At 57.4% G+C, this 25,717-nt stretch carries 30 protein-coding genes and 1 tRNA gene; 18 read left to right on the top strand and 13 right to left on the bottom strand.

Features of this window, described 5'->3' with window-relative positions; genetic code table 11:
- The first annotated feature begins 25 nt into the window (after positions 1 to 25).
- The 5 genes from AO726_RS11575 to AO726_RS11555 all read left to right on the top strand — a co-directional run bounded on the left by AO726_RS11575 (position 26) and on the right by AO726_RS11555 (position 5,381).
- Positions 26 to 1,288, top strand: a complete 1,263-nt coding sequence (locus tag AO726_RS11575) for an OprD family porin (protein ID WP_058068231.1) — start codon at positions 26 to 28, stop codon at positions 1,286 to 1,288.
- 15 nt (positions 1,289 to 1,303) lie between these two features.
- Positions 1,304 to 2,284 (top strand): Bug family tripartite tricarboxylate transporter substrate binding protein, encoded by a 981-nt coding sequence (locus AO726_RS11570; RefSeq protein ID WP_058068230.1) that lies wholly within the window; start codon positions 1,304 to 1,306, stop codon positions 2,282 to 2,284.
- Positions 2,285 to 2,371: 87 nt separating this feature from the next.
- Positions 2,372 to 2,824 (top strand): tripartite tricarboxylate transporter TctB family protein, encoded by a 453-nt coding sequence (locus AO726_RS11565; RefSeq protein WP_058068229.1) that lies wholly within the window; start codon positions 2,372 to 2,374, stop codon positions 2,822 to 2,824.
- Positions 2,825 to 2,827: 3 nt separating this feature from the next.
- Entirely contained in the window at positions 2,828 to 4,342 is a 1,515-nt protein-coding gene (locus AO726_RS11560) for a tripartite tricarboxylate transporter permease (RefSeq protein ID WP_058068228.1), read from the top strand.
- Positions 4,335 to 5,381 carry an AbrB family transcriptional regulator gene (locus tag AO726_RS11555; protein ID WP_058068227.1) on the top strand — a complete coding sequence of 349 codons (1,047 nt, stop codon included), beginning with the start codon at positions 4,335 to 4,337 and terminating at the stop codon, positions 5,379 to 5,381. The genes AO726_RS11560 and AO726_RS11555 overlap by 8 nt, the downstream gene beginning before the upstream one ends.
- A gap of 115 nt (positions 5,382 to 5,496) precedes the next feature.
- Here AO726_RS11555 and ung read toward each other — a convergent pair whose 3' ends face one another.
- Positions 5,497 to 6,189 (bottom strand): uracil-DNA glycosylase, encoded by a 693-nt coding sequence (gene ung, locus AO726_RS11550; RefSeq protein ID WP_058068226.1) that lies wholly within the window; start codon positions 6,187 to 6,189, stop codon positions 5,497 to 5,499.
- A gap of 56 nt (positions 6,190 to 6,245) precedes the next feature.
- The gene (locus AO726_RS11545) at positions 6,246 to 7,127 is read right to left on the bottom strand and encodes an AraC family transcriptional regulator (protein WP_058068817.1); all 882 of its coding nucleotides are present in this window, start codon (positions 7,125 to 7,127) and stop codon (positions 6,246 to 6,248) included.
- A 134-nt stretch (positions 7,128 to 7,261) separates the two neighbouring features.
- On the opposite strand from AO726_RS11545, the gene AO726_RS11540 reads away from it, so the two are divergent.
- From AO726_RS11540 to AO726_RS11510, 7 genes are all read left to right on the top strand, one after another.
- Positions 7,262 to 8,755: a CoA-acylating methylmalonate-semialdehyde dehydrogenase gene (locus tag AO726_RS11540; RefSeq protein ID WP_058068225.1), complete on the top strand. Its 1,494-nt coding sequence runs from the start codon at positions 7,262 to 7,264 to the stop codon at positions 8,753 to 8,755.
- Positions 8,756 to 8,873: 118 nt separating this feature from the next.
- Positions 8,874 to 10,121 carry an ABC transporter substrate-binding protein gene (locus AO726_RS11535; RefSeq protein WP_058068224.1) on the top strand — a complete coding sequence of 416 codons (1,248 nt, stop codon included), beginning with the start codon at positions 8,874 to 8,876 and terminating at the stop codon, positions 10,119 to 10,121.
- A 6-nt stretch (positions 10,122 to 10,127) separates the two neighbouring features.
- Entirely contained in the window at positions 10,128 to 11,291 is a 1,164-nt protein-coding gene (locus tag AO726_RS11530; RefSeq protein ID WP_058068223.1) for an isobutyryl-CoA dehydrogenase, read from the top strand.
- 56 nt (positions 11,292 to 11,347) lie between these two features.
- Complete coding sequence (locus AO726_RS11525) at positions 11,348 to 12,166, top strand: enoyl-CoA hydratase (RefSeq protein WP_058068222.1); 819 nt, start codon at positions 11,348 to 11,350, stop codon at positions 12,164 to 12,166.
- Between the two features lie 13 nt (positions 12,167 to 12,179).
- Complete coding sequence (locus tag AO726_RS11520; RefSeq protein WP_058068221.1) at positions 12,180 to 13,283, top strand: enoyl-CoA hydratase/isomerase family protein; 1,104 nt, start codon at positions 12,180 to 12,182, stop codon at positions 13,281 to 13,283.
- A 27-nt stretch (positions 13,284 to 13,310) separates the two neighbouring features.
- Positions 13,311 to 14,195 (top strand): 3-hydroxyisobutyrate dehydrogenase, encoded by an 885-nt coding sequence (gene mmsB / locus AO726_RS11515; RefSeq protein WP_058068220.1) that lies wholly within the window; start codon positions 13,311 to 13,313, stop codon positions 14,193 to 14,195.
- 190 nt (positions 14,196 to 14,385) lie between these two features.
- Positions 14,386 to 14,712: a hypothetical protein gene (locus AO726_RS11510; protein WP_058068219.1), complete on the top strand. Its 327-nt coding sequence runs from the start codon at positions 14,386 to 14,388 to the stop codon at positions 14,710 to 14,712.
- An 80-nt stretch (positions 14,713 to 14,792) separates the two neighbouring features.
- Here the strand turns inward: AO726_RS11510 and AO726_RS11505 are convergent, their stop codons facing one another.
- On the bottom strand, positions 14,793 to 16,571 hold the full coding sequence (locus AO726_RS11505; protein ID WP_241492101.1) for an alkyl/aryl-sulfatase: 1,779 nt from the start codon (positions 16,569 to 16,571) through the stop codon (positions 14,793 to 14,795).
- Positions 16,572 to 16,674: 103 nt separating this feature from the next.
- Between AO726_RS11505 and AO726_RS11500 the strand changes: the two genes are divergently transcribed.
- Entirely contained in the window at positions 16,675 to 17,598 is a 924-nt protein-coding gene (locus AO726_RS11500) for a LysR family transcriptional regulator (protein WP_058068217.1), read from the top strand.
- Here the strand turns inward: AO726_RS11500 and AO726_RS11495 are convergent.
- Positions 17,573 to 17,977, bottom strand: a complete 405-nt coding sequence (locus AO726_RS11495; RefSeq protein WP_058068216.1) for a hypothetical protein — start codon at positions 17,975 to 17,977, stop codon at positions 17,573 to 17,575. The two genes, AO726_RS11500 and AO726_RS11495, sit on opposite strands and share 26 nt — an antisense overlap.
- A gap of 273 nt (positions 17,978 to 18,250) precedes the next feature.
- Here AO726_RS11495 and AO726_RS20980 point away from each other — a divergent pair, with 273 nt between their 5' ends.
- The 3 genes from AO726_RS20980 to AO726_RS11485 all read left to right on the top strand — a co-directional run bounded on the left by AO726_RS20980 (position 18,251) and on the right by AO726_RS11485 (position 19,342).
- Positions 18,251 to 18,472: a cysteine-rich CWC family protein gene (locus tag AO726_RS20980; protein WP_241492100.1), complete on the top strand. Its 222-nt coding sequence runs from the start codon at positions 18,251 to 18,253 to the stop codon at positions 18,470 to 18,472.
- 2 nt (positions 18,473 to 18,474) lie between these two features.
- Complete coding sequence (locus AO726_RS11490) at positions 18,475 to 19,167, top strand: pseudouridine synthase (protein WP_058068215.1); 693 nt, start codon at positions 18,475 to 18,477, stop codon at positions 19,165 to 19,167.
- Between the two features lie 101 nt (positions 19,168 to 19,268).
- A tRNA-Gly gene (locus AO726_RS11485) sits at positions 19,269 to 19,342 on the top strand.
- 47 nt (positions 19,343 to 19,389) lie between these two features.
- On the opposite strand, the gene AO726_RS11480 is transcribed toward AO726_RS11485, so the two are convergent.
- From AO726_RS11480 to AO726_RS11455, 7 genes are all read right to left on the bottom strand, one after another.
- Complete coding sequence (locus AO726_RS11480; protein WP_058068214.1) at positions 19,390 to 20,403, bottom strand: phage integrase; 1,014 nt, start codon at positions 20,401 to 20,403, stop codon at positions 19,390 to 19,392.
- Complete coding sequence (locus AO726_RS11475) at positions 20,403 to 21,692, bottom strand: hypothetical protein (protein WP_058068213.1); 1,290 nt, start codon at positions 21,690 to 21,692, stop codon at positions 20,403 to 20,405. The genes AO726_RS11480 and AO726_RS11475 overlap by 1 nt, the downstream gene beginning before the upstream one ends.
- A gap of 67 nt (positions 21,693 to 21,759) precedes the next feature.
- Positions 21,760 to 22,131, bottom strand: coding sequence for a hypothetical protein (locus tag AO726_RS21295; RefSeq protein ID WP_058068212.1), 372 nt, complete (start codon positions 22,129 to 22,131; stop codon positions 21,760 to 21,762).
- 12 nt (positions 22,132 to 22,143) lie between these two features.
- A complete protein-coding gene (locus tag AO726_RS21250) occupies positions 22,144 to 22,533 on the bottom strand; it encodes a hypothetical protein (protein ID WP_058068211.1) in 390 nt (129 codons plus the stop codon).
- Entirely contained in the window at positions 22,526 to 22,741 is a 216-nt protein-coding gene (locus AO726_RS11460; RefSeq protein WP_058068210.1) for a hypothetical protein, read from the bottom strand. Before AO726_RS11460 ends, AO726_RS21250 begins: the two co-directional genes overlap by 8 nt.
- Positions 22,725 to 22,901, bottom strand: coding sequence for an Arc family DNA-binding protein (locus tag AO726_RS20965; protein WP_082629123.1), 177 nt, complete (start codon positions 22,899 to 22,901; stop codon positions 22,725 to 22,727). The genes AO726_RS11460 and AO726_RS20965 overlap by 17 nt, the downstream gene beginning before the upstream one ends.
- Entirely contained in the window at positions 22,898 to 23,116 is a 219-nt protein-coding gene (locus tag AO726_RS11455; RefSeq protein ID WP_058068209.1) for a hypothetical protein, read from the bottom strand. The genes AO726_RS20965 and AO726_RS11455 overlap by 4 nt, the downstream gene beginning before the upstream one ends.
- A 250-nt stretch (positions 23,117 to 23,366) precedes the next feature.
- Here AO726_RS11455 and AO726_RS21530 point away from each other — a divergent pair, with 250 nt between their 5' ends.
- Together AO726_RS21530 and AO726_RS11445 are read left to right on the top strand one after the other, a co-directional pair.
- A complete protein-coding gene (locus AO726_RS21530; RefSeq protein ID WP_342633121.1) occupies positions 23,367 to 23,504 on the top strand; it encodes a hypothetical protein in 138 nt (45 codons plus the stop codon).
- Positions 23,505 to 23,537: 33 nt separating this feature from the next.
- Complete coding sequence (locus AO726_RS11445) at positions 23,538 to 24,101, top strand: hypothetical protein (RefSeq protein ID WP_058068207.1); 564 nt, start codon at positions 23,538 to 23,540, stop codon at positions 24,099 to 24,101.
- Positions 24,102 to 24,165: 64 nt separating this feature from the next.
- Here AO726_RS11445 and AO726_RS11440 read toward each other — a convergent pair whose 3' ends face one another.
- Positions 24,166 to 24,621, bottom strand: a complete 456-nt coding sequence (locus AO726_RS11440; protein WP_058068206.1) for a hypothetical protein — start codon at positions 24,619 to 24,621, stop codon at positions 24,166 to 24,168.
- A 218-nt stretch (positions 24,622 to 24,839) separates the two neighbouring features.
- Complete coding sequence (locus AO726_RS11435) at positions 24,840 to 25,043, bottom strand: hypothetical protein (RefSeq protein WP_058068205.1); 204 nt, start codon at positions 25,041 to 25,043, stop codon at positions 24,840 to 24,842.
- Positions 25,044 to 25,717: the final 674 nt, after the last annotated feature.

Genomic DNA, 25,717 nt, shown 5'->3' with positions numbered 1-25,717 from the left:
CAAAAATAAGAATGGAGACTACTGAATGCACATTGCATCCTTACATGTTCGCGCACCTGCATCCCTGCTAGCCCTTGGGATAGCTGCCTCAGTTTCCCCCGCTACCTTCGCCGCCTTTATCGAAGACAGCAAAGCCTCCCTGACCACCAACAACATTTACCTGAACCGGGATTTTCGGGAAGGTTCTGGCCAGAACAAACGTGAAGAATGGGGCCAAGGCTTCGTCTTTGATGTTCAGTCCGGTTATACCGAAGGCACTGTTGGTGTGGGTGTCGATGCACTTGGCCTGCTTGGCATCAAACTCGATTCAGGTCGTGGCAGATCGGGTACGGATTTGCTCCCCACACAGGATGACGGCGGCGCACCGGATCAGTTCGGGCACCTCGGCCTGACCGGCAAAATCAAAGTCTCCAAGACAGAATTCCGTTACGGCTCGCACATTCTCGAGCTGCCAGTGGCCAAGTCCAGTCAGAGCCGCCTGCTGCCGCAGGTATTTGAAGGTGGGCTGCTGAGTTCCAGCGACATTGAAGATTTCAAGCTGCTCGGCGGACGTCTGACCAAAGCAGTGGACCGGGCCTCCACCAACTCGGAAAAGCTGGTACTTAACAGCAAGAACAGCCGTTTTCTCGGTGGCGCACAAGCCGACCACATGGACCTGATCGGTGTTGAATACGCCTTCTCCGACAAAATGACAGGCCGCTACCACGCTGCCGAGTTGGATGACATCTACCGCCAGCATTACTTTGACTTCGTCGGCACCCAGCCGCTGGGCAAAGGTGCACTGTCTGCCGATATCCGCCTGGCCCTGAGCAAGGACACCGGAGCAGCACGCGGCGGTAAAGTCGATAACCGTGCCTTTGGCGCACTGTTCTCCTACTCGCTGAACGGCCATAAATTTGGCCTCGGCTATCAGGTCATGGGCGGCGACACAGGATTTGCTTACCTCGACGGCAGTGATCCGTTCCTGATCAACTTCGTACAAATTAACGACTTCGCCAACGCAGACGAGCGCTCATGGCAAGCACGCTATGATCTGGATCTGGCCAAGTTCGGCATCCCCGGCCTGAGCTTTATGACCCGCTACATTTCCGGCGACAACGCACAGATAGCCGGAAGCAGCAAACGCGGCAGCGAGTGGGAGCGTGATTCGGAAATCAAATACGTGGTACAGAGTGGTCCACTCAAGGATGTGTTTGTACGCCTGCGCAACGCTACGTTCCGCTCGGACTTTGCCCGTGATGCGGATGAAAACCGCGTAATCGTCGGCTACACCCTGCAAATCTGGTAAGGCCAAGGAGCTCCCATGAAAACAACAATGACCCACATCGCCCTTGCAGCCACCTGCCTGGCCTTTGCCACTCCGCTGCTGGCTGATGCACCCAAACGCCCTGAATGCATTGCTCCGGCAGCGCCGGGCGGTGGCTTTGACCTGACCTGCAAGCTAGCGCAAAGCGCTCTGGTACAGGAAAAACTGCTGAAAACACCAATGCGCGTAACCTACATGCCCGGCGGTGTCGGTGCAGTGGCTTACAACGCGGTGGTCGCGCAGCGCCCTTCTGACGCGGGCACCATCACAGCCTTCTCCAGCGGATCACTGCTTAACCTCGCCCAAGGCAAGTTTGGCCGCTTCGATGAAAGTGCCGTCAAGTGGATCGCCGCGATTGGCAGCAGCTATGGGGCAATCGCAGTGCGCAGCGACTCGCCGTACAAAAACCTGAAGGACCTGGTGGAGGCTATCAAAGCCAATCCAGGCAAAGTGGTGATCGGCTCCGGCGGCACAATTGGCAGCCAAGACTGGATGCAAACCGCGCTGATCGCCCGAGCCGCGGGTATCAATCCGCGTGAGTTGCGCTACGTCGCAATGGAGGGCGGTGGCGAATTGGCCACGGCACTGCTCGGCGGACACATTCAGGTGGCCAGTACGGATATTTCCGACTCGGTCCCGCATATCGCCAGCGGCGACATGCGCATTCTTGCAGTGATGTCGGAAGAGCGCCTGCCCGGCGCAGTTGTGGCCGATATTCCGACTGCGAAGGAACAGGGCTTTGATGTGGTCTGGCCGGTTATTCGCGGCTTCTACCTCGGGCCTAAGGTCAGTGATGAGGCATATGCCTGGTGGAAGACCTCCTTCGACCAGCTACTGGCTTCTGAGGACTTCGCCACGTTGCGCACCGAGCGCGAGCTGTACCCCTTCGCCATGACCGGCGAAGAGCTGGACAGTTACGTGAAAAACCAAGTCGCCGAATACAAAAGACTGGCCCAGGATTTCGGCCTGATCCAGTAACCCGGCAGACCTGCCAACACCTGCTCTGGGCCTTCCCCGTGCAACATGGGGAATGGGCCTGCTGCTGCCTGCAAGAGGGCTTTCACAATGTCTCAACGCATATTCGGACTGGTTCTGCTGCTGGCCTGCCTGGGTCTGGGTATAACCGCCTGGGCCTATCACGCACCCTTTTCATATGAGCCGGTCGGTCCACGTGCCTATCCCCTGCTCTTGCTGACGCTGACAGGGCTCGGCTCCATCTATCTACTGATCAAAGGCGGCGGACTCGAACAGGGAGAAGAAGGCCCGCTGACCCGCCACGTTCTGCTCAAGATCGGCACCTGCATCCTGATCATGGTGCTGTATGCAGCGCTCTTTGAAACCTTGGGGTTTGTGATTTCCAGCGCGCTGTTTGGTGTCGCCATGTCGCGTCTGTACGGCGGACGGTGGACAGCCTGCGTGATCGCTGGGCTGCTGCTGTCAGTTGGGCTGTACCTACTGTTCGACAAAGTCCTCGATGTACCGCTGCCTCTTGGCCTGCTTGAAGTGCTGGAGAATTAAGAGATGGATACCTTAAGTTATCTCGGCCAGGGTTTCGGTGTAGCCCTGAGCCCGTACAACCTGCTTACCGCCCTGTGCGGCACACTGATCGGCACCGTCGTGGGCCTGTTGCCCGGCCTGGGCCCGATCAACGGCGTGGCCCTGCTGATCCCGATTGCCTTTGCCCTCGGCCTACCACCAGAAACCGCGCTGATTCTGCTGGCAGCGGTATACCTGGGCTGCGAGTACGGTGGGCGAATTTCCTCGATTCTGCTGAACATCCCCGGCGAAGCTTCTGCCGTAATGACCACGCTGGACGGCTACCCGCTGGCCCGCCAGGGCAAGGCTGGGATCGCCCTGTCGATCTCGGCCTGGAGCTCGTTTGTCGGCGGATTGATTGCCACCTGCGGCGTGGTGATCTTTGCCCCTCTGCTGGCAAAATGGGCAGTAGCGTTCGGCCCGGCTGAGTATTTCGTGCTGATGGTGTTTGCCATCGTCTGTCTGGCAGGTATGGCCGGGAACAAGCCGATGAAGACGGCGATTGCCGCCTGTATCGGCCTGTTCCTGTCCTGTGTGGGGATCGACTCCAACAGCGGCGTGTACCGTTTCACCTTCGGCAGCCTGGGCCTGTCTGACGGTATTCAGTTCGTCGTACTGGTGCTCGGCCTGTTCTCGGTCAGCGAGATTCTGGTGCTACTGGAACGTACTCACCACGGCCAGAAAGCCATCGAAGCCAAAGGGCGCATGCTGTTCAACCTCAAGGAAGGTGCATCGGTCCTGCTGACCAACCTGCGCAGCGGCAGCCTCGGCTTTATCTTCGGCATCCTGCCGGGTGCCGGTGCAACCCTGGCCAGCGCTGTGGCTTATATGTCGGAGAAGCGTCTTGCCGTTAAAGACAACAGATTTGGTGACGGCGACCTGCGCGGTCTGGCCGCCCCGGAAACCGCCAACAGCGCTTCGGCCTGCGGCTCCATGGTGCCGATGCTGACCCTGGGTGTACCGGGCTCAGGCACCACTGCGGTGATGCTCGGCGCGCTGACGCTGTACAACATCACGCCCGGCCCGCTGCTGTTCCAAAATCAGCCGGACATCGTCTGGGGGCTGATCGCCTCGCTGTTCGTGGCCAACCTCATGCTGATCGTGATGAACATCCCGATGATCAAGATCTTCACCAAGATTCTGGCTGTGCCGTATTGGGCGCTGGTTCCGGCGATTGCGATCATCACCTCGATTGGCGTTTACGCGGTGCATGCCACCACCTTCGACCTGTTCCTGATGGTCGGTATCGGCATTGCCGGGTACATCCTGCGCAAGATGGATTTTCCGCTCTCGGCCGTGCTGTTGGGCTTTATCCTGGGGGGGCTGATGGAGCAAAATCTGCGTCGCGCTCTGTCCATCTCCAACGGTGAACTGGGCATCCTCTTTGCCAGCCCGATTACCTGGGGCGTGTGGACTCTGATTGCAGTGATGATTGCATTACCGTTCTGGCGCAACTGGCGTAAACGCAGCCAACTGAAAAGCAGCCTGAGTAATGCCTGAGGCACAAGAAAACCCCAAGCACATCCGCAACTGGTGGATGACGCCGGTTGTGGGTGCGCTGGGCGGCTATCTGGCCAGCCTGATTGGCTGGCCGTTGCCTTGGATTATCGGCTCGCTGCTGGCCGTGATCCTCTTCCGCAGCTTCGGCCCGGCCATCCGCGAAGTTCCCGGTGGCCGGCAAACCGGGCAGTGGCTGGTTTCAACCAGCATCGGCCTGCATTTTACTTACGAAGTATTCCAGCAGGTGATCGACCACCTGCCTCTAATCATTATCGGATCGCTCGGCACACTGGCGTTAAGCCTGATCGGCATCGTCATTCTGCGCCGCAGCGGCGTTGACAAAGCCACCGCGTTCTTCGCCAGCATGCCCGGTGGCGCGACGGAAATGGTCAACATGGCTCGGGGCTACGACGCCGATCCCGCCCGCATCGCAGCTGCCCACAGCCTGCGTCTTCTGATGGTGGTACTGCTGATTCCGGCACTGTTTACCTGGTCGTTGCCCGCAGTACAGCCGCCTCAACCTGCCGAGGTGAATTGGCCGTGGCTGCTTGGTTTGCTCTTCGCCGGTGCTGTGCTGGCCAGAGTCTGGCGTCTGTTGCAGCAACCCAGCCCGTGGATGCTTGGCCCCATCATTGTCAGTGCAACCGCCAGCGTGGTGTTTAACCTGCATCTGGGGCTGCCTTCGTGGCTCGGGCATGTCGGGCAATGGCTGATTGGCTGTGCGCTGGGCTGCCACTTCAGCCGCGAGTTCTTCCGCACGGCTCCGGCCTTTATGACGCGCATCTTCGTGTTCAGCTTGCTGGCCATGGCAGGCGCTGCTCTGCTGGGGCTCGGGTTGGGCTGGGTCAGTGGCGTTGAGTCAGTCTCGCTGATGCTGGGCCTGATGCCCGGCGGCATTACTGAGCTGAGCCTGACAGCTGAAGCCTTACACCTGTCAGTGGCGATGGTCTCAGCCTTGCAGATTTTGCGTTTGTTTTTGCAGCTGTTCCTGGCAAGGCCGGTGTTCAATCTGTGGCTGCGTAAGGGTGACAAACCCTAGGCTCTGCGGGCACCGATAATCCATGGTGGATAACCGGCTGCGCAGGCTTATTCACCCTACACAGCGCATGTTCCGTGGGTGGGTAAGGCCGCAGGCTTACCCACCAGACTCACACTCAAAGCTCCGGCAAGCGCCAGTCAATCGGCTGCATACCGTTCTGCTCAAGGAATTTATTGCAGCGGCTGAAATGGCCATTGCCGATAAAGCCACGGTGCGCGGAGAGTGGCGACGGGTGCACGGACTTCAACGCCAGGTGCTTGGTGGTGTCGATCAACTTCTCCTTGCTTTGGGCATGAGAGCCCCACAGCAGAAAGACCAGATGCGGCTGATGAGCGCTGACCACTTCAATCACCTTATCGGTAAATGGCTGCCAGCCGCGCGCAGCGTGGGAGCCGGCCATGGCTTGCTCCACCGTCAGCGAGGTGTTGAGCAGCAGCACGCCCTGATCAGCCCAATGTTGCAAACAGCCGTGGGACGGAATGTCGATATTCAGGTCACGCTTGAGTTCTTTATAGATATTCACCAGTGAAGGCGGCGTCTTTACTCCCGGCTGTACCGAAAAGCACAAGCCATGGGCCTGGCCCGGACCGTGGTATGGGTCCTGACCGATGATCACCACTTTCACCTGATCCAGCGGCGTCGAGTTCAGTGCATTGAAAATCAGCGGTCCCGGCGGATAGATGACCTTGCCTGCCGCCTTTTCCGCCCGCAGAAACTCCCCCAGCTCACGCATGTAGGGTTTGTCGAATTCTTCCTGCAAAGCCTGTTTCCAACCGGCTTCGAGTTTGACTTTATCTGCAGCGCTCATGGCGGCTCCTGCCTGTAAAAACAAAAGCGGCAACCTAGAGCCCGCCCCGCCCCAAGTCAACCCTGATGCAGGGCTCGGTAGTGACTGGGTGCCATGCCCACTACTTTGCGGAACAAGCGGGAGAAGTAATACACATCCTCGTAGCCCAACTGCTCCGCGACCTGGCGGATGCTTTGGCTGCCTTCGTCGAGCAAGCGACAGGCGTGAGCCATTTTCAGTTGGATAAAATCCTGAATCGGTGCCTGCCCAGTGAGGGCACGGTAGGTCTTGGCAAAATGGAAGCGCGACAGCTTGAACTGTGCTGCCAGCTCATCAAGATTCAGCGAATCATGCAGATGGGCGCGCATCACCGCATGCACTGCGTCCACATCCAGCACCCGGCCGGACTTCAGCGTGGTGCGCGCAGGCAAAATCGCCAACCAGGTCAGCAGCGCCTGTAACTGATGCGCCGCATGGATAAAGTGCGGAACACTCAGCCCCTGTTTACGCAGCCCCAATAGCGCATCAAATTCCGCCAGCAGGCGCGGCTGCACCCCAACATGCAAAACCGGCCCACGCCCGAGCGGCTTGAGATAGTCCGCCACCCGTTCACCGTCAAAGTGCACCCAGTAAATCGTCCATGGGCGGCTCACTTGCGCACCATAAGCGTGGGCAACGCCTTTGGGCAGGATCAGCAAGTCACCTCCGTTTACTGCTAATCGTCCATCCCCTATATCCAGCCAGCCCTGCCCTGAACGGCAGTATATGAGCAAGTGATCCTCCGGCTGGAGGCGCTGCATGTGGTGCCCCAACGCCTGCGGGTAAAACCCCAAAGCCTGCGGATAACAGCCACTTGTCAAGCTGTGACGGGCCAAATAACGGCGCAATCTGGGTGGTGTGATGAAGCGCACGCCGTTGGCCGGAAGTGGCCAGTTGGATGTTTCGACCTGATCAAGCATGGCAAGCATCTTCAGAGCACGAAAAACAAGATAGTCCATCCCGCGCCCAAGATCGTCAATCCACAAACGCAGCAAAGCCGCCTATAAACGGACAAAACAACAACCGAATCCATTGAGATTCGCAGGAGGCAAGGATGAGCAGAGTCATTGCGCAACTGATCGACGGTGAGTGGCGCGAAAGCCGCAGCCGGGAATTTATTGAAGTGACCGACCCGGCAACTCAGGAAGTCCTTGCCTTGGCTCCCAAGGCCACGGCCGAAGAAATCGAAGCCGCCATCGCCAGTGCCAAAGAGGCTTTCGTCAGCTGGCGTGAAGTGCCGGTTTCAGACCGGGCCCGGTTGATGCTGCGCTACCAGCACCTGCTCAAAGAACACCACGACGAGTTGGCCGAACTGCTCGCCAGCGAGACCGGCAAAACGCTCGCTGACGCCAAAGGCGACGTCTGGCGTGGGATCGAGGTGGTCGAGCAGGCCTGCAATATCGCCAGCCTGATGATGGGCGAAACCATGGAGAACGTCGCCCGCAATATCGACACCGCCAGCTGGATTCAGCCGCTGGGCGTCTGCGTCGGCATCACCCCGTTCAACTTCCCAGCGATGATTCCTCTGTGGATGTTCCCGCTGGCCATCGCCGCCGGTAACAGCTTTATCCTCAAGCCCTCCGAACAAGACCCGCTGACACCCAACCGCCTGGCCGAACTGTTTATCGAAGCCGGTGCACCTAAAGGCATCCTGCAAGTGCTGCACGGCGGCCGCGAAGTAGTCGACAGCCTGCTCACCCACCCGGATGTGCGCGCCATTTCCTTCGTCGGCTCGGTGCCAGTTGGCCAACACATTTACCGCACCGGCAGCGCCCACATGAAGCGCGTGCAAGCCTTCGCCGGAGCGAAGAACCATATGGTGATCATGCCCGACGCCAACAAACAGCAAGTGCTGAGCAACCTGGTAGGTGCCAGTTGCGGTGCTGCCGGGCAGCGCTGCATGGCGATCAGCGTGGCGGTGTTCGTCGGCGACGCCAACCAATGGATCGGCGAACTCAAGCAGCAGATGGAAGATTTGCAGCCTGGCTACTGGCGCGATGGCCACTCTGCCTATGGCCCGCTGATCAGCCAGCAAGCTAAGCAACGCGTGCTGCGCCTGATTGCAGAAGGCAAAGCCGAAGGCGCCGAGTGCCTGCTGGATGGCAGCCATTGCGCGGTCGAGGGTTTCCCCAACGGCAACTGGGTTGGCCCCACCCTGTTCCGTGGCGTGACCTCAAACATGGCCCTGTACCGCGAAGAAATCTTCGGCCCTGTGCTGGTGTGCATGGAGGTGGAGACACTGGAGCAGGCAATCGAACTGGTCAACGCCAGCCCGTACGGCAATGGAACCTCTATTTTTACCCGCTCCGGCGCGGCGGCGCGGCATTACCAGCACGCGGTGGAAGTCGGCCAGGTCGGCATCAACGTACCGGTGCCAGTGCCGCTACCGTTCTTCTCCTTCACCGGTTGGAAAGGCTCGTTCTACGGAGACCTGCACGCCTACGGCAAACAGGGCGTGCGTTTCTTCACCGAGACCAAAACAGTCACCAGCCGCTGGTTCGATGAAGACGAACTGAACGGCCCCAACCTGACAATCCAACTCAAGTGAAGCAAGCAAAGGCGAGGTTGACCCAAAGCAGTTAACCCAGCCTTAGACCAAAAGAGAATGCCCCCTGAAATGTCAGAGCATCAAAGTGTCTCTGACACAACAATAATAAGGGGACATCATGAAGAAACTCACTGCCACCCTGGCCCTGTGGGCCGGAATGACTGCTGTAGCGCAGGCCGCTGAACCGATTATCCTCGGCCTCAACTACCCGCGCACCGGTCATTACAAAGAAGAAGGATTGGCCCAGATGCGCGGTGCCTTGCTGGCCATAGATGAGTTAAACCAACGCGGCGGCGTGCTCGGCCGCCCGTTGGCACTTGCCACTAAAGACACAGCCTCACGCCCGGAAAAAGCCGTGCGCAACGTCGATCTGCTGGCTGCCAGCGGTGCCAAGATGCTCTTTGGCGGTGCCTCCAGCGCGGTAGCCATTGCCGCCAGTAAGCAAGCGGCGCAACACAGCCTGCTCTACTTCGGCACCCTCACCTACTCCAATGACACCACCGGCAAAGATGGCCATCGCTATATGTTCCGCGAATGCAATAACGCATGGATGAGCGCCCGCGCGCTTGGCCTTTATCTGAACAAGCATCTGCCTGAACAGAACTTCTTCTACATCACTGCCGATTACACCTGGGGCAACACCACCGAAAGCTCGCTGCGCCAGAACACCGGCAGTCTCGACAGCAGCAAACATCCCGGCGTCAAAGTGCCCTTCCCGGACGCCCGGCAAAAGGACTACCAACAGGCACTGGAGCAAGCTGCCAGCAGCAATGCCCAGGTGCTTGTCCTTGTGCTGTTTGGCGAAGACCTGGTACGCGCCATGCGCCTCGCCGACAAACTAGGCCTGACAAAACGCATGCAAATCGTCGCTCCCAACCTGACTCAGCACGTTGTTGAACAGGCAGGCCCCGGCATTATGGAAGGCGTACTCGGCACCGAGCCCTGGACCTGGCGCGTACCGGAGCTGGAAGACTCGGCCGCAGGCAAAGACTTCGTGAAAAACTTCGCCCAACGCTACGAGATGTACCCGTCCAGCTCCGCCGCCTCGGCCTACAGCATCGTCTACCAATGGGCGGATGCCGTGCAGCGCAGCCGAAGCCTGGACAGCGAAGCGTTAATTGCAGCACTGGAAAACCACAGTTACACCCTGCTCAAAGACCGCCAGACATGGCGTGCCTTTGATCACCAAAACGCGCAGACCGTGTACGTTGTGCAGGTCAAAAGTCGCAACGAAGTGATGCTTGATCCCTTCAAGCAAGACTTCTTCAATATCGTCGACCGGCTTGACCAGTCGCAAGCAGTGCCCAGCCTTGAAGACTGGCGGGCAGAGCGAACAGCCGCTGGGCAACCCCTGACCCTACAGTGAGGATTTATGGACTACGAACTCAGTGATGAGCAACGCCTGCTAGTCGAAAGCGCCCGCGCCTTTGCCAGCCATGAGCTGGCTCCGCACGCCGCCGACTGGGACCGCGACCACCACTTCCCGGTGGATGTGATCAAACGTGCCGCCGAACAGGGCTACCTGGCCCTGTACATCAAGGAAGAAGACGGCGGGCTGGGACTGTCCAGACTGAGCGCATCACTGATTTTCGAGCAACTGTCCGCAGGCTGTATCGCCACTACAGCCTTCCTCACCATCCACAACATGGCCTCGTGGATGCTTGCGTCGTTCGGCGATCAAGCCCTGAAAGATGCCTGGCTGCCGCGCCTGGTCAGCGGTGAACTGCTGGCCTCGTACTGCCTCACCGAGCCCGATGCTGGCTCCGACGCCGCCCACCTGCGCACCCGCGCCAAGCGCGACGGTGACGACTACATCATCGACGGCAGCAAGTGCTTTATCTCCGGCGCAGGTAGCACCGATGTGCTGATCGTCATGGCGCGCACCGGCGAGGAAGGTGCCAAAGGCATTTCCTGCTTCCTCGTGCCCGGCAATACCGAAGGCGTGAAATACGGCCGCAACGAACTGAAGATGGGCTGGCGCGCACAGCCCACGCGCACCATCAGCTTTGAAGGCGTGCGTATCCCGGCCAGCAACCGTATCGGCCCGGAAGGCATGGGCTTCGTCTACGCCATGAAAGGCCTCGATGGCGGCCGCATCAACATCGCCAGTTGCTCCCTTGGTGCAGCGCAAGCAGCACTGGAGCAATCCCTGCGCTATGTGGAAGAGCGCAAGCAGTTCGGCAAAAACCTGAGCCATTTCCAGGCTCTGCAATTCAAGCTGGCCGACATGCTCACCGACCTCACCGCAAGCCGGCAGATGGTGCGTCTGGCCGCACACAAGCTTGATCACCAGCACGGCGAAGCCAGCCTCTACTGTGCAATGGCCAAGCGCTTTGCCACCGATCATTGCTTCAACCTGTGCAACGAAGCCCTGCAATTGCACGGTGGCTACGGCTACCTCAACGATTACCCGCTGGAGCGCTGGGTGCGCGACAGCCGCGTACACCAGATTCTCGAAGGCACCAACGAAATCATGCGGGTCATCATCGCCCGCCGCCTGCTGGAACAAGGCGGTATGCTCGATAACCTGCTGTAAGAATTTGATCACGCCCGCACAACGCGGGCGTTCAGCCACAACTGATGAGGATCATCATGTCCACCGCACTTGAAACCTATAAAACCGGCGTGTTCGACCTGACCCACAAGCTGACCGTAGAAAAACACGGCCACACCGCGCTGATCACCATCAACAACCCACCGGCTAACACCTGGGACCGTGACTCACTGATCGGCCTCAAACAGCTGATGGAACACCTCAACCGCGACGACGATATCTACGCGCTGGTGATCACCGGCCAGGGCAGCAAGTTCTTCAGCGCAGGGGCCGACCTCAACCTGTTTGCCGATGGCGACAAAGCCCGCGCCCGGGAAATGGCCCGCCGCTTCGGTGAAGCCTTCGAAGCCCTGCGCGACTTCCGCGGCGTGTCCATAGCCGCCATCAACGGCTACGCCATGGGCGGCGGTCTGGAATGCGCGCTGGCCTGTGATATCCGCATTGCCGAGGAGCAAGCGCAAATGGCCCTGCCGGAAGCCACCGTCGGCCTACTGCCCTGCGCGGGCGGCACCCAGAACCTGCCGTGGCTGGTGGGCGAAGGCTGGGCCAAACGCATGATCCTCTGCGGCGAACGTGTCGATGCCAACACAGCCCTGCGTATTGGCTTGGTTGAGCAAGTGGTCGAGACCGGCGAAGCACGCAACCACGCCTTACTGCTGGCGGCCAAAGTGGCGCGGCAAAGCCCGGTTGCCGTGCGCACCATCAAGCCACTGATTCAAGGTGCCCGCGAGCGCGGCCCGAATACCTGGCTGAGCGAAGAGCGCGAACGCTTTGTCGACCTCTTCGACTACTCCGACACCCGCGAAGGCGTAAACGCGTTTCTGGAAAAACGCGACGCCAAGTGGAACAACAAATAAGCGGAAGCCCGTTATGAATGTGCAATTCGAAACCTGCTCAGCCCAGCACGGCCAATCCATCGGCATTGCCACACTGGATGCAGAAAAGAGCCTGAACGCCCTGTCGATGCCGATGATTGAGGCACTGAGCGCGCAGCTCGACACGTGGGCTAACGACCCGAATATCGCCTGTGTGCTGCTGCGTGGCAACGGCCCCAAGGCCTTCTGCGCAGGCGGCGACGTGGTGCAACTGGTGCAGCAGTGCCGCGAGCACCCCGGCGAAGTTCCGCCACTGGCGCGGCGCTTTTTCGAGGACGAATACCGCCTCGACTACCGCATCCACACCTACCCAAAACCACTGATCTGCTGGGCCCACGGTCACGTGCTGGGCGGCGGCATGGGCCTGATGCAAGGCGCGGGCATCCGCATCGTCACGCCGGGCAGCCGCCTCGGCATGCCGGAGGTAAACATCGGCCTGTACCCGGATGTGGGCGGCAGCTGGTTCCTCGCCCGCCTGCCAGGCAAGCTCGGCCTGTTCCTCGGCCTGACTGCCAGCACCATCAATGCTCGCGACGCGCTGGATTTGAACCTGGCCGACCGCGTGCTGCTCGATACTCAGCAAGACGACCTGATCGACGGCCTGACTCAGCTGAACTGGCGCGATAACCCGCAAGCGCAGCTGCACAGCCTGCTCAAAGCCCTTGAAAATGATGCCCGCCCAGCGTTGCCGGACGCCCAGTGGCTGCCACGCCGCGAACGCATCGACGCATTGCTCGATCAGCCGGATCTGGTCCACTGCTGGCAGGCGCTGACAGACTTGAAAGACGACGAAGACGCCCTGCTCGCACGCGCCGCCAAAACCCTTGCAGGCGGCTCACCGCTGACAGCACATCTGGTTTGGGAACAGATCAAACGCGCCCGGCACCTGTCGCTCGCCGACGTGTTCCGCATGGAATACGCCATGAGCCTGAACTGCTGCCGCCACCCGGAGTTCCCGGAAGGCGTACGTGCCCGCCTGATCGACAAAGACCAGACACCGCACTGGCACTGGCCGGATGTCGCCAACATCGCCAGCGGCGTAATCGAAGCGCACTTCCAACCCGTCTGGGACGGTCCCCATCCACTGGCGGACCTGTAAACCACCGCAACCGGCAGGAGAATAATAATGACCCACATCGCCTTTATCGGCCTCGGCCACATGGGCCTGCCCATGGCCCGTAACCTGCTCAAGGCTGGTTTTGCAGTTAAAGCCTTTGACCTGCAACAAAACGCCGTCGAGCAACTGGCCGCTGAAGGCGCAACCGCTGCCAGCAGTGCCGAGGACGCTGCCCAAGGTGCCCGCGCCGTGATCAGCATGCTGCCCGCTAGCCGCCATGTTGAAGGGCTGTATCTCGGCGATCACGGCCTGCTCAGCAAACTGCCTGCGGGAACACTGGTTTTAGAGTGCTCCACCATCGCCCCGGACGCTGCCCGCCGCGTGCATGCCGCCGCTCGCGAGCGCGGCATTGAGCTGCTGGATGCACCTGTTTCCGGCGGTACCGGCGGTGCTGCGGCCGGCACCCTGACCTTTATGATCGGCGGTGCCGCCAGCACATTGGAAAAAGCCCGCTCGCTGTTCGAAGCCATGGGCAAAAACATCTTCCACGCAGGCCCAGAAGGTGCCGGTCAGGTCGCCAAGGTCTGCAACAATCAGGTGCTTGCCGTGCAGATGATCGCTACTGCCGAAGCCATGGCCATGGGCGTTGCCAACGGTCTTGATCCTGCTGTGCTGGCCGAGATCATGCGGCAAAGCTCTGGCGGCAACTGGACGCTGGAAAAGTACAACCCTTGGCCCGGCGTGATGGAAAACGCCCCGGCCTCGAAGAATTACAGCGGCGGTTTTATGGCCGAGCTGATGGCCAAAGATTTAGGCCTGGCCCAGGAGGCCGCACAAGCCAGCGGCAGCAGTACGCCAATGGGCGCACTCGCCTTGCAGCTGTACCGCCTGCTGCTGAAACAGGGCAAAGGCAAGCAGGACTTCTCTGTCGTGCAGCAATTGTTTGTTGACTGAAACCCGCAAATTCACAGCGTCCTGAGCCACTCGGGGCGCTGCTTTTCTTCACAATCCCTCTGTTTTTAGCCGTCAGGTGTATTGCGCTTCTCGCTCCGGGCAAACACACTCACGCAATCCTGCAATTTAGTACCAGAACAAGGCCGCTTAATAGCCCGTCTGGCCGTCCAGAATAAAAAGGAGCGGATTAATGCTGTACGTAAAGCGCGACGAACAAGGCACACTCCAACAGGTAGAAACAGCCCCTTTCGCTGGAATGAACGGCGAGCTGGCAGTCGACAGCCCGGAAGCACAAGCCTGGTACGCCCAGCACAGCCTGCTGCAACTAAAACAAAGTGACCTGGATATGATCCGGGTACTGGAAGACTTGATCGACGTATTGATCCGCAAAGGCGTGGTCAGCATCACCGACCTGCCAGAAGCCGCGCAGAGCAAGCTGATCGGCCGAAGCAAGGCGCGGGACGTACTCGGCGGCCTGAACCGCCTGATCAACGAAGAAGACGCCGGGCTGATCTAAGCCAACCTCAAGCGTCGTCTGCTTCGCGGCTAAAGCCGCTCCCACAGGCCATTCACTGTAGGAGCGGTTTCAACCGTGAATTAGCGCACCGTCAGCGCAATCGCGTCTTCACTGAAATCAAAGCAGCCGAGGAAGGTTTTCAAATCCAGCAGGTTGCCGCCGATCTTCACATCCCCCAACAGCGCGCCTTTGAGCAAACCGTTCTCACCACTCATCACGGTATCCAGATAGGCCTTATCCAAGGTCAACCTGAGCGTGGTGCCATCAGTAATGCCCTTATGCAGTTGAGCCACCCCACGGCGTACTTCCAGCGTCCATTCCTCATTGATATCCGGGAAGCTGAAGCCCAGGCTCATATGCACTTTATTGGCTTTGTCCGGATCAACCCTGGTGATCCAATTCTGCAAAAACACCTCAGCCGGGAAATTGCGCAGCATGTCCGGTGAGAGGAAGGCGCTGCGCATATCGGCAGACATCTTCTTCACGTCATCACCTTCAAGCTTGCCCTCCAACTCCATAGCGCTCATCAGGTACCAGTTGCGCCAGTTGATATTCATGTTGGCGTAGCCCAGCTTACGGAAGCTACGCGCCTTAATATCGCGGGCCATTTTGTCCTGCGGATCAATCTGGATCAGGTAACTGGCCAGCTCCGCCGCCCACTGATACTCACCTTTTAGGTAGCTCTCCCCGGCCGCCAGCATGACCTTCTCGCGCCCGCCCATCAGCGCTGTCAGGCGCTCGGCTTTATCTTTCGGCGGCAGCGGATCAAGCGCCACCGGATCGCCCTGGAACCAGCCCAGATAGCCGTTATAAATCTGCCGCACGCTGTGCTTCACCGTGCCGTAATACTCGCGCAGATACGGCGTATAGCCGGCCAGATGCGGCGGCAGTTTGACCTTCTCCACCAGCTCATCCGGGGTCAGGCCCTTGTTCATCCAGCGCACGGTCTGGTCGTGGATATAGGCGATGCCGTCGCGCACCATGCGCAGCACTTCCTCCACATTTTCCTCGCCAGACACCGGCCGGCCGTGCAGCGGTACCATGTACTCCGCTTTGAAGTCGCGCAATTTGTCGATGCTCTCTACCCACAACACCGGATCGCGGAAACGCGTGCCGCGCAGAGTGTGAATGTTTGGCAGTGTCGGCCCCTGAATCACCTCGGCGCTGACCAGCACCCGGTTGCCCGGCAGGTACACGACGATCTCGTCCGGCGCTTCGCTGGGCACATGCAAAAACTGCAGATCAAGCCCGGCAATGTTGGTATCCAGCCGGTCGCTGAAGGTGCGGGTCGGCGCGATAAAACTCGACGCCTCGGCCTTGCCCAGCGGGCCGATGCCCGAATTCATCTGCTCATGATCTGGCCCAGGCAAGGCCACGCCAAAGCTGTAACCGGATCGCACTGACAGAATCGGGCCCACCAGCGCGCCCTGCGCCACCACGTTCTGCAGCAACGTGTCGTGGGCGATGATCTCCACTTCGCCGTTCTTCACCTGTTCTTCGCTGACAAACGCCTTCACGCCGTTGATATGGTCCGGGTGAAAGTGGGTGTAGATCACCGCCTTGACCGGCTTATCCGTGATCTTGCGAAACTCCGCCATGATCTTGCGCGACTCGCTGAGCGACTCGCCGGTATCAACGATGATCAGGCCTTCCGGCGCTTCGATCATCACCACGTTGCCCAACTGCCAGCCCACAGCGGAGTACACGTTATCCGCCACCTTATAAACGTCCGGGGCAAACAGTTTGCTGTGGGCGGCTAGTTCAGGGTGAACGGAGGGTTTGATCTGCTCAGCTGGCAGAGCGGCGTGTGCGCCCAAAGCGCAGCTGAAACTCAATACGGCAATGGCCAATCGGCTCATGGAAATCATCGCTGCTCACTCTATTTATTAGACCTTGGCAGACTGATCATTCCGTACCAATAATTCCAATGCATTCCAAATCAAAGAGTGATGCATAAAACTCATGAGTGATCTTCGCCAGCTTCGCCACTTTGTCGCCCTTGCCGAACACGGCAACTTTGCCCGCGCCGCCGATGCCGTGCACCTCAGCCAACCCGCCCTGAGCCGTAGCATCCAGGCACTGGAAGCGCAGCTGGACTGTCGCCTGCTGGACCGGCACAGCCGGGGCATCGCCCTGACCACCCACGGAGAACTGGTGCTGGAACATGCTCAGCGCCTGCTCGCAGGCAGCCGCGAGTTAAAGAACGCTGTCAGCCAGCTCGACAACCTCGAAGCTGGCGAGCTACGTCTGGGCTCCGGGCCTTACCCGGCAGCGCGGCTGATCCCCAATGCCATAGGGCGCATGGCCAAGCGCTACCCGAGGGTGCGCATCAAGCTACAAATCAATAACTGGCTGGAGTTGCGCGACCTGCTTTTGGACGACGCGCTGGAACTGTTTGTCGCAGACAGCCGCGAACTGCTGGACGACCCGCAATTGAAAGTGGAACCGCTGCGACCTTATCAAGGCGTGATTTTCTGCCGCCCGGAACACCCCTTGCTGCAGGTCGCCAAACCGGGCCTGGCTGACCTGTTCGAATACCCCATGGCCAGCACACAACTGCCGCAGGAGGTGCGCAAAGCCCTGCAAGCGATAAGCGTCCGTGAAGAGCCCCTGAGCATTCAATGCGACAACTTTATGGTGCTGAAAACCCTGGTTGCCAGCAGCGATGTACTGAGCTTGGCCCCGTGGGATGTGGTCGCGGCAGACGTTCAGGCCGGCCGCCTCGCCTGCCTGCCGTTGCCGGCAGTAATGATGGGCTATTCAGCCTATGCCCTGATCAGCCGGGCCGGACGCAGCCTGTCACCGGCAGCGCAGGCCATCCGCACAGAAATCCTGCAGGATGACCAGCTCTTCGAGGCTGTTAGCGACGGCTTTCCCAGCCCCTGATCTCACCGCGACGATTGTCATGACGCTGCGGCGGAGGTGGTGGGCGGTGCATATTGCGCTGATCGTACCTGTTGCCCCACGCTGGGTTCTGGTGACGTGGAGTCTCCCACCCCCGCTGCACCGGTGGACGATAGGCATTGTGGGGCGGCGGCGGTGGCGCATAACGCCGTGGCGGCTGGCGATAATCGTTATGGCGGGAGTCGTAATAACGCGACTGATGACGTGGTGGCAGCGCATAAACCGGGTATTTGCGCACCTCATAACCTGAACGGTACGAACGATCGTAGTCATAGCCGGAATGGCCATAGCCACCGCCATACACAGCACAGCCAGTCAAAGAACCCACCAGCAACATCGGCAAAAACAGGTAATAGCGCATGGCGGCCTCCTAAGACCGCTGAGATGGCACCGACTTATGTCGGAACCGGGACTAACGCCCAAGTACTAAGACATACGTTCCACAAATAAGTGCGACGCAACACACAAAAATTCCAGCGATCGGTAGGCGCTTAAGGCCGCCCCCGTGGAACGGCTTCAGCCTTGAAGGCCCACCACATAACCTGCTCCGCCGAAATTCAGGGCTAAAGCCCCTCCTAGAAAAACCCTGGCACGCTACAATCCGCGCCATCCTCAGCAACATCCGAATGCCATCGTGTCCAAACAGTCCAACAACCCGGCCATCTGCCCGAGCTGCGGCAAAAGCAACCAATGCGCCCAAGCAGGCGTAGATGCTCCTGTCAGCCATTGCTGGTGTTTTGACCTGATCATCGACCCACAACACTTACCCGAGCAGACCGACGACCTCGCAGAACCAAGCTGCCTCTGCCCCGCCTGCGCACGTGGGCAAAAAGCCGCTGAAAGCGACAGCCAATAGCCATGCGCCTGGATCGCCTGCTCAGCAGCCAACCTCACCTCAATCGCAAAAAAGTCCGCCAGTTATTGCTCGAAGGGCGCGTGCAGGTCGACGGTGAAACCGTCAGCGATGGCCTGTACAGCATCAGCCAGTTCAACCGCGTTGAGTTGGACGGCGCCGTACTGCAAGCCGGCAAACCCGCCCGCTACTTTATGCTGCACAAACCGGCCGGCGTGGTCAGCGCCACCGAACACCCCGAGCACCGCACCGTTCTGGATTTGCTGGATGAGCCGGATAAACACGACCTGCATTTGGCTGGCCGGCTCGACCTCAACACCAGCGGCTTACTGATCATCACCAACGACGGCCAATGGTCTCGCCGCCTCACCGAACCGCGCAGCCGGTTGGGCAAGGTCTACCGCGTCGACACCGAACAACCCATCACAGCGGAATATGTAGAAGTCTTCGCCCAAGGCCTGTACTTCGCCTACGAAGACCTCACCACCCTGCCCGCCGAACTGGAAATCCTTAGCAGCCATCAAGCCCTGCTCACCCTGCACGAAGGCCGCTACCATCAGGTCAAACGCATGTTCGGCCACTTCCAGAACAAAGTCATCGGCCTGCACCGCCTGAGCATGGGCACAATCCAGCTAGACCTAAACCTCGCCCCCGGCCAATACCGCCCGCTCACCGCAGCCGAAATCGCCAGCTGCTAAAACCAGCTGATAAATCAACGCCTTAAGACTGTGACGCCGATCAGACAAAAAACGCCGGGGCTTCTTTTTGGCAACGACTTCCGGTATAAAGGGCACCCTCTGCGGGTGTCGTATAATGGTAATACCCTAGCTTCCCAAGCTAGAGCCGTGGGTTCGATTCCCATCACCCGCTCCAGAATCAAATCTCTAAAGCCCTGAAAACAAACAAGTTTTCGGGGCTTTTTAGTTTCCGGCACCTGTAGGTGTCGAAAAAGTGTCGAAAATCGGATTCAGCCGCAGCGCTTCCTTCAAATGCTCAGGTGCCAGATGGGCATAACGCATGGTCATAGTGACGGACGAGTGCCCAAGCACTTTTTGCAAAGCCAGAATATTGCCCCCAGCCATAACGAAGTGACTGGCAAAGGTATGCCGCAACACATGGGTAGCTTGGCCAGCAGGCAGACGAATTGAAGTGGTGTTCAGTACACGGCTGAAATGCCGGATGCAGTTTGGGAACAAGCCATTCCGCTTGAAGTAACCCAGCAACGCTTTTTCCAATTCTGGATGGATCGGAATACTGCGCGTGCGCTTCGACTTGGTATTAGCAAACACCACCGCACCGTTTTTCACCCGATCAGGCGTAAGCCCCTGAGCCTCTCCCCAACGCGCACCAGTAGCCAGACACACACGGGCAATCAGGGCCAAGTGCTCACAGTCCGGGTAACTGTCAAAAGCCGCCAGCAGCTCTGCAATTTGGTCATGTGTCAAATACGACAGCGGGCGCTCCTGGAGCCGTAGTGGTCTGACCTTAGCCAACGGGTTCGGATAGTCGATTGCACCCAGGCGATTCAGCTCATTGAACATCGACTTGAGATAACCCAGGCGGTTATTCAGCGTTTTGCCATGCACACCCGCAGCCAGATAATCACCCCGCAGTTTGCAGAACTGATCAGCCGTAAAAACCACCGCCACCGGATTGCCCAAATCCCGCACCAACTGAGCCAGCACCTGTTTCAGGCGGACAGAATCAGCCAGCGAGTGCCCGTGCAAAACGTGATACAGCTCAGCAAGCTCAGATAGGCGCCGACGGTCTTTAGGCTTAGGCGACCAATCCGGCGTTTCAATCAACTTTGTCCGGCATGACGCCTCAAAGCGCTGGGCCTCACCTTTGGTTTTGAAGGTCTTGCGGAAGCGCTTGCCCTTGATCGGCTCAATATCGGCTTTCCAACGTCCATTGGGCTGCTGAACAATCGCCATTAAACGGCCCTGCCCCACCTGACCTGCCGTTCTTCCAGCAGATTCTTGATATGCAGATACAGGTCACGCTCACTCATTTCTTTAGCGGCGTAGTGTTCGCGAATCACCGGCCAACAGTCCCACTGCTTAAGGGTTTCAAACGCCTTTTTTGCGCCCACTCTCTCCCGCGCAATCAAGCTGACGAAGTTGCCCAGGAACAGCTCCACATTCTTGCCCGTAAAGCCACGGGACGTTTTGTAATGGCGCTTGTACTCCGTCTTCTCCAGCAGTGAGTCAACCGGCAGATCAACGCGGGCGTCCTGACGAATCAGCGTCCAGATCGGCTCAAAATAGCCTGGGCGCGACAGGTACTTGAACTGGCGCAAACCGTATTCCCACAAGCCGTCGAGGTGTGGAGCAAAGGCGGCAAAGCTGTCCGTTTCGATTGCCTCGCCGGTGTGCAGATCAACTGAACCGCAGGCGAATTGCTGAACAACACAATGGTGATAGCGCAGCTCAATACGCCACACATCCTTGGCCTGATCGTAATTGCACGGGTCATTCACATCGAAGCTGTCACGGCGACGCCACACGCTTTCCCAATAGTCCAGCTTGTCCGTAGCGCGAGCCTGTAGCGTCTTGTTGTAGATAGCCAGCTGGACGCCACCCGCAGAGCCGAACAGGAAGGATTGCCCCTTACCGTAGGTAGCCGCCTCCATCGTCCACTGCACCTCACTGATCCCGGAGATATCCCGCACTGTCCGCGCCCGGCAATGCATACGAGCCGTCAGGTCAGCCGGTGGTGTCCAGCCTTGCAGGTCTAACGCCAGATGCACCGCACACTGGTTGCGCTCAACGTGGGTCAGAACGGCTGCAGCGTAGTGATCGAGGTGTTCTTGCAGGCGTGCAGGCGACAGCGCATCAATCGCGTGCGGTGACACTTCAATTTTCAGATGTGGGCCGATGTTCTCCAGCTTGGCGTTGAAGTTCTTGATCAGCAGGATGATGCCCAGATCAGCGTTTTGCAGCTTGTACTGGTAGCCCGAATCCTTGCCCACGCGCCCTGCATGCCAGCGCTGCCCGGCAAAATCCACCAAGACACCAGGCTTATCAAACAGCACCATGATTTCAGGGCGGATCAGCCCACGGTACAACTGGCGCACCGTATCCACGCCGCAGTGCAAAAGGTTCACCTTGGACAGGTCGACGACACGCGCTGAACCCGGCTCAAAGAACAAACGGCCTTTCGGGTCTTCGTTTGCTTCCATGTCCAACCGCAGGGAGTCTTTTGGTTTAACTGTCTTAGTCATGATTCATTCCTTTAATGCTGAATATTGCTTACGTTTTCGTCTCTCTACCTGACGTGCTACAGGGACGTCAGCGCGTAGGCGCACTCGCCGCGTCGGGTTCACGTCCGGCGTGCCGCCACACGTGAATCAGGCGCGCCGAGGTGCACCGCGCATTGGCTTGAGCGGTAGCAGTAAGCAGGGTCGGATCAAACGGCTTGGAGCAGGTTTTATCGTCCTGATCGAAACCCATAAATGAAGGCTGGGACATAGGCGGCAGGCTGCTGACCAGCGCACACCACAACACAAGGCAGGCACACAGCAGCGTTATACCGGCGATATCAGTATTGGGCGGGCTGAAACACACCAAGGGCTCTGCCCTTGTCATCCCGCTCTTGCCGCCGAGGGCTCGGGAGCGCGGGCCGGTAAAGCCGCCCCACACTCCCGTATTCAGGCTGTACATAGCGTGATTGGCTCAAGGGTGCGCTGCGCCCGTGCTTCCGTTCGACGTAACAAAAAGGCTGTTACGACGAGCCGGGAGCGCGGCCCTTGACCCATTCAGATTGGGGTGGGCGATGCGGTCCAGTACGTTGCCGGAACCCTGCCGGTCGCGGTGCCGCATCACCCGAATGGTTCGGATATCGGAGAAGAAGACTTCATCAGGGTATTTGTCGTTTCTGCCTTGTGGCGCGACCAGAAAGTGGCCATGCGGATAGGTGCCCTGATAAGGCAGCACCACCCCCACAATCTGTATTACGGACCAAAGCGGCTCAGGATCACCCGCCCAGACCTGCTCAACCAGCACCGTCTTGCCCACGTAGTCCATGGCAACTGACGCATCCACGACAGTGAAATCGCTAGACATGGCTGTAATCCCCCTTATTGAAGCTACGTTTACCCTTGTCCAAATCCGCACACAGGCGGGCCAGATTGACCATGCGCATACCTGCTAGCTTCATGCCCGGCACCGTGCCGTTATCCACCCAATCAACCACCTCCTCGACGGATACACCGCTTAGCTCGGCGAAGGTTTTTACGCTGCATAGGTCGAGGCTGTTATTGCTGATTTTCATGGCACGCATCCTTGTGCTGGGCTTGAGCCGTGAAGCTGCTTTCGAGGCGAAACACAATTTCCGAATTAAGCGAACGGCGTGAAGTTTTAGCGCCCTGCTCGACCTGGGCACGCAGCTCAGCGGGCAGGCGTAATTTGAATTGCGGATAGGTGCGGCTCATAGCGTCCAGTCCTGTTCCATAAGCTGAGCTTGGAGCAGCGCCACATTAACCATGGTGCGCTTGCCAACTTTTTTGGCGGGCAGGTAGCCGCGATCCAGCCAGGTACGCACCACAATTGGCTCTTCGCCCATACCGATCCAGTCGGCAAACTTGCGCCATGGCATAAGTGGTGGCGCGCCATTAAGCGCTTGGGGATCCAGGTCTTCCGTATTCATTAGCTTTAATCCACTATGTCGGTTTCTAGGCAAACTGATCACTGCAACTATTGCAGTGCAACAACTGAATTCCACTATGCCCTCACTTTGGGCTCACTGCAATAATTGCAGTGCAATTATTTAGATCAAAATGGAATCAATACGCGACAGAGCTAGAACGCTCATCGACAAAGCTGGGTTTGAAAGGCTTATCAGAGAAACTCAGATCGGACTCGTGCGCTGGCAAACCGTGCGCTACAAGTCGATCAGGATGAGTACAGAAGAGATCGAGGAACTACTGAAGCTCTTTCCGCAGTACACCATGTGGCTAGCAGGAGGTCAGATTGCCCCCGAGATTGGCCAGACTAGCCCGGACTACGACGAAGCTAATCCGAAAGCTAGCGAGTAATCGCTCAGTACAAGATAGATAAGGAACAGATAAATGCAGGCTGATTGGAACGACGCCCCAAGCTACCTCCAGACTCGCGCTAACAAAGGAAGAGGCAAAGCGTGGATCATCCCCGGCATCGTCGGCACCTGCATCACCCTGGGCTTGCTTCACCTAGCAGGCTCAGCCTTCCTGAAAGGCACCGTACAAAACTTGGCTGAGAAGCCCTCTCCCGCCAAACCAGCCCCAATAGCGGAAATCACCCGCTCAGAAAAACTACCCGCTAAAGACTGGGACAGAATCGTCGAAGAACAAGCAAGGCTAGACGCCCAACTTCAACGGCAACCCGCTCAAGCACCGGTCAGCGTTGAAAACACCGTCATCAAACAAACCGTATTCAACGATCAGAACTACATACCAAGAGGCGCAGACAACGTACTTAGCCTCAAGGTAAGCGAGCAGCCGGTTCAGACGGAAAAGTCTTCAGGCGGACTGAAAGTCATAACCATAAAAGAAAAACCAAAAGTTAGAGACCAAGCATGTTCCTGGATGTGGCGCGAAGGAAGTATTGAGCAAAGAAACTGCAGGTTTGAGATTGGGATCGAGAATAGAAAATAGTTGCGCCCCGCATTATAACCACTACCAATTGATTAATTTAAGTAAGTGATAGTTGAGCAATTTGTTAGGAACAAGCCTTAACAAAGGCCTGAAAATTTGTGCTCATAAAAGCGACCACTACACCCACAAAAATCCCAGAAAATAGAACAAAAATTCGCTCAGTACGCTTTGCTCGGAGTTCCGAAAGATAGAGACTTCCACTGCCCGTAAGTGAGAATTTTTGATCCTTTAACGAGCATCCATGGCTACTCCATGATAATGCACCGTACTCAGCATGCTGTTCAGCGCTGCTACAAGCAAAGAATTTTCTGGCCAAAATTTGCTCTTTGTATTTATTTGGATTTGGATTTTCATTCTTCAGAAGATCATCATCAATCATCCGATTAGAAACTAGCGAAGCAAAAATATAAAAATCACGATGATCGCAATATTTCTTTGGAACGAATTTTGATATTTCCTCAAGCGTCAGCTCTCCATGTCTTTCAAGCATTTTCAAAATCTTAATGCCATGCCCTTTCATAGTGCCATCCTATATCTTAGCGCAAGTCCAGTAAACGGATAACGCGCAAATCTCTGCCAGCCACCTAGGCGTATAAAGCTCCAACTAGACTCAGCTTTATTTCACAAATGCATTACTAATAATTCTTCGATGATTTATTTTCACAAGAGTTTAACCTTTTAAGCATTATTAACACTGAGCTACTTTTATACGCAGAGCCCCACCGACCTTAAACTTAATTACTTATAAAAGGTAACCTTCAAACCATACCTATTTTTCTCAAGCGACTTTATCTTCTTTGTGACATATTCAGGAATTAGATTCATTTTCCCGATATAGTAGGATTGGCCTTTCTGAATGAGCGCTCCATTATCAACTAACGTTTTAAAATCCACTGGTTTTTTGAACTCGTCACGGAGCTGCTTAAATTCATTGATATCCACGTAACCTCTCCTAGAAAATGAAATTTAATCAAGTGACAACATTATCCATCCCAACGACCGAAGCTAACTGACCAAATCATTAGTTAGATGCCTAACTTGATACGAAGATAAAATTTTACAAAAAAACCAGCCCGAGTTATACCACTGATCAAGCCAGCTATATACTCCATCAACCCCCATAAAAGCTGACGAGCTATTATAAATTTTTCTTGATCTTTTTACGGCCTTCGACCACCGTTCAGTAAGCATAAGCATAGTAATAGATATAGCCGCGACTGCACTCAAAAGTTAACCATAGGCAATGACACAGTTTTCTACTTTTCGCATCTCACGCAGTAATTGCAAACCGTATGGGTATACACAAAGGCACTGATACGATGCAAGGAATACAAATGGGTGTGTCGAAAAAGTGTCGAAAAGACTGCAAGGAATGGCGGAAAAATGCGGCACAGGCTACGACCGAAGGCTGACAATGCCGGGCATTACAGGACATTGCCAATCGGCTAAGTGGGTTCGATTCCCATCACCCGCTCCAGATCGCAAAATCAAAAAGCCCCGACCGTGCTAGCGCCGTCGGGGCTTTTTTGTTTCTGGCGTACGCCGTTGTGTTGAAATAGAGATCACTTAGCATCGCGCACAAACCACTGACCGCATAACAACGCTCTGAATCTAGT

The sequence above is a fragment of the Pseudomonas sp. TTU2014-080ASC genome (assembly GCF_001446935.1).
Taxonomy (GTDB): Bacteria; Pseudomonadota; Gammaproteobacteria; order Pseudomonadales; family Pseudomonadaceae; genus Aquipseudomonas.
Note: the sequence above shows the minus strand (reverse complement) of the source record. Positions and strands in the feature narration are given on the sequence as shown.

Bases quoted from the DNA above. Each gene is read 5' to 3' on its own strand.
- AO726_RS11455 (WP_058068209.1), bottom strand. From the start codon at position 23,116: ATGAATACGGAAGACCTGGATCCCCAAGCGCTTAATGGCGCGCCACCA.
- AO726_RS11535 (WP_058068224.1), top strand. From the start codon at position 8,874: ATGAAGAAACTCACTGCCACCCTGGCCCTGTGGGCCGGAATGACTGCT.
- AO726_RS21250 (WP_058068211.1), bottom strand. From the start codon at position 22,533: ATGTCTAGCGATTTCACTGTCGTGGATGCGTCAGTTGCCATGGACTAC.
- AO726_RS11555 (WP_058068227.1), top strand. From the start codon at position 4,335: ATGCCTGAGGCACAAGAAAACCCCAAGCACATCCGCAACTGGTGGATG.
- AO726_RS11575 (WP_058068231.1), top strand. From the start codon at position 26: ATGCACATTGCATCCTTACATGTTCGCGCACCTGCATCCCTGCTAGCC.
- AO726_RS11520 (WP_058068221.1), top strand. From the start codon at position 12,180: ATGAATGTGCAATTCGAAACCTGCTCAGCCCAGCACGGCCAATCCATC.
- AO726_RS21530 (WP_342633121.1), top strand. From the start codon at position 23,367: ATGAGTACAGAAGAGATCGAGGAACTACTGAAGCTCTTTCCGCAGTAC.
- AO726_RS20965 (WP_082629123.1), bottom strand. From the start codon at position 22,901: ATGAGCCGCACCTATCCGCAATTCAAATTACGCCTGCCCGCTGAGCTG.
- AO726_RS11510 (WP_058068219.1), top strand. From the start codon at position 14,386: ATGCTGTACGTAAAGCGCGACGAACAAGGCACACTCCAACAGGTAGAA.
- AO726_RS11495 (WP_058068216.1), bottom strand. From the start codon at position 17,977: ATGCGCTATTACCTGTTTTTGCCGATGTTGCTGGTGGGTTCTTTGACT.
- AO726_RS11570 (WP_058068230.1), top strand. From the start codon at position 1,304: ATGAAAACAACAATGACCCACATCGCCCTTGCAGCCACCTGCCTGGCC.
- AO726_RS11565 (WP_058068229.1), top strand. From the start codon at position 2,372: ATGTCTCAACGCATATTCGGACTGGTTCTGCTGCTGGCCTGCCTGGGT.
- AO726_RS21295 (WP_058068212.1), bottom strand. From the start codon at position 22,131: ATGTACAGCCTGAATACGGGAGTGTGGGGCGGCTTTACCGGCCCGCGC.
- AO726_RS11530 (WP_058068223.1), top strand. From the start codon at position 10,128: ATGGACTACGAACTCAGTGATGAGCAACGCCTGCTAGTCGAAAGCGCC.
- AO726_RS11440 (WP_058068206.1), bottom strand. From the start codon at position 24,621: ATGAAAGGGCATGGCATTAAGATTTTGAAAATGCTTGAAAGACATGGA.
- AO726_RS11445 (WP_058068207.1), top strand. From the start codon at position 23,538: ATGCAGGCTGATTGGAACGACGCCCCAAGCTACCTCCAGACTCGCGCT.
- AO726_RS11480 (WP_058068214.1), bottom strand. From the start codon at position 20,403: ATGGCGATTGTTCAGCAGCCCAATGGACGTTGGAAAGCCGATATTGAG.
- mmsB (WP_058068220.1), top strand. From the start codon at position 13,311: ATGACCCACATCGCCTTTATCGGCCTCGGCCACATGGGCCTGCCCATG.
- AO726_RS11540 (WP_058068225.1), top strand. From the start codon at position 7,262: ATGAGCAGAGTCATTGCGCAACTGATCGACGGTGAGTGGCGCGAAAGC.
- ung (WP_058068226.1), bottom strand. From the start codon at position 6,189: ATGAGCGCTGCAGATAAAGTCAAACTCGAAGCCGGTTGGAAACAGGCT.
- AO726_RS11460 (WP_058068210.1), bottom strand. From the start codon at position 22,741: ATGAAAATCAGCAATAACAGCCTCGACCTATGCAGCGTAAAAACCTTC.
- AO726_RS11525 (WP_058068222.1), top strand. From the start codon at position 11,348: ATGTCCACCGCACTTGAAACCTATAAAACCGGCGTGTTCGACCTGACC.
- AO726_RS11500 (WP_058068217.1), top strand. From the start codon at position 16,675: ATGAGTGATCTTCGCCAGCTTCGCCACTTTGTCGCCCTTGCCGAACAC.
- AO726_RS11475 (WP_058068213.1), bottom strand. From the start codon at position 21,692: ATGACTAAGACAGTTAAACCAAAAGACTCCCTGCGGTTGGACATGGAA.
- AO726_RS11560 (WP_058068228.1), top strand. From the start codon at position 2,828: ATGGATACCTTAAGTTATCTCGGCCAGGGTTTCGGTGTAGCCCTGAGC.
- AO726_RS11545 (WP_058068817.1), bottom strand. From the start codon at position 7,127: ATGCTTGATCAGGTCGAAACATCCAACTGGCCACTTCCGGCCAACGGC.
- AO726_RS11505 (WP_241492101.1), bottom strand. From the start codon at position 16,571: ATGAGCCGATTGGCCATTGCCGTATTGAGTTTCAGCTGCGCTTTGGGC.
- AO726_RS11490 (WP_058068215.1), top strand. From the start codon at position 18,475: ATGCGCCTGGATCGCCTGCTCAGCAGCCAACCTCACCTCAATCGCAAA.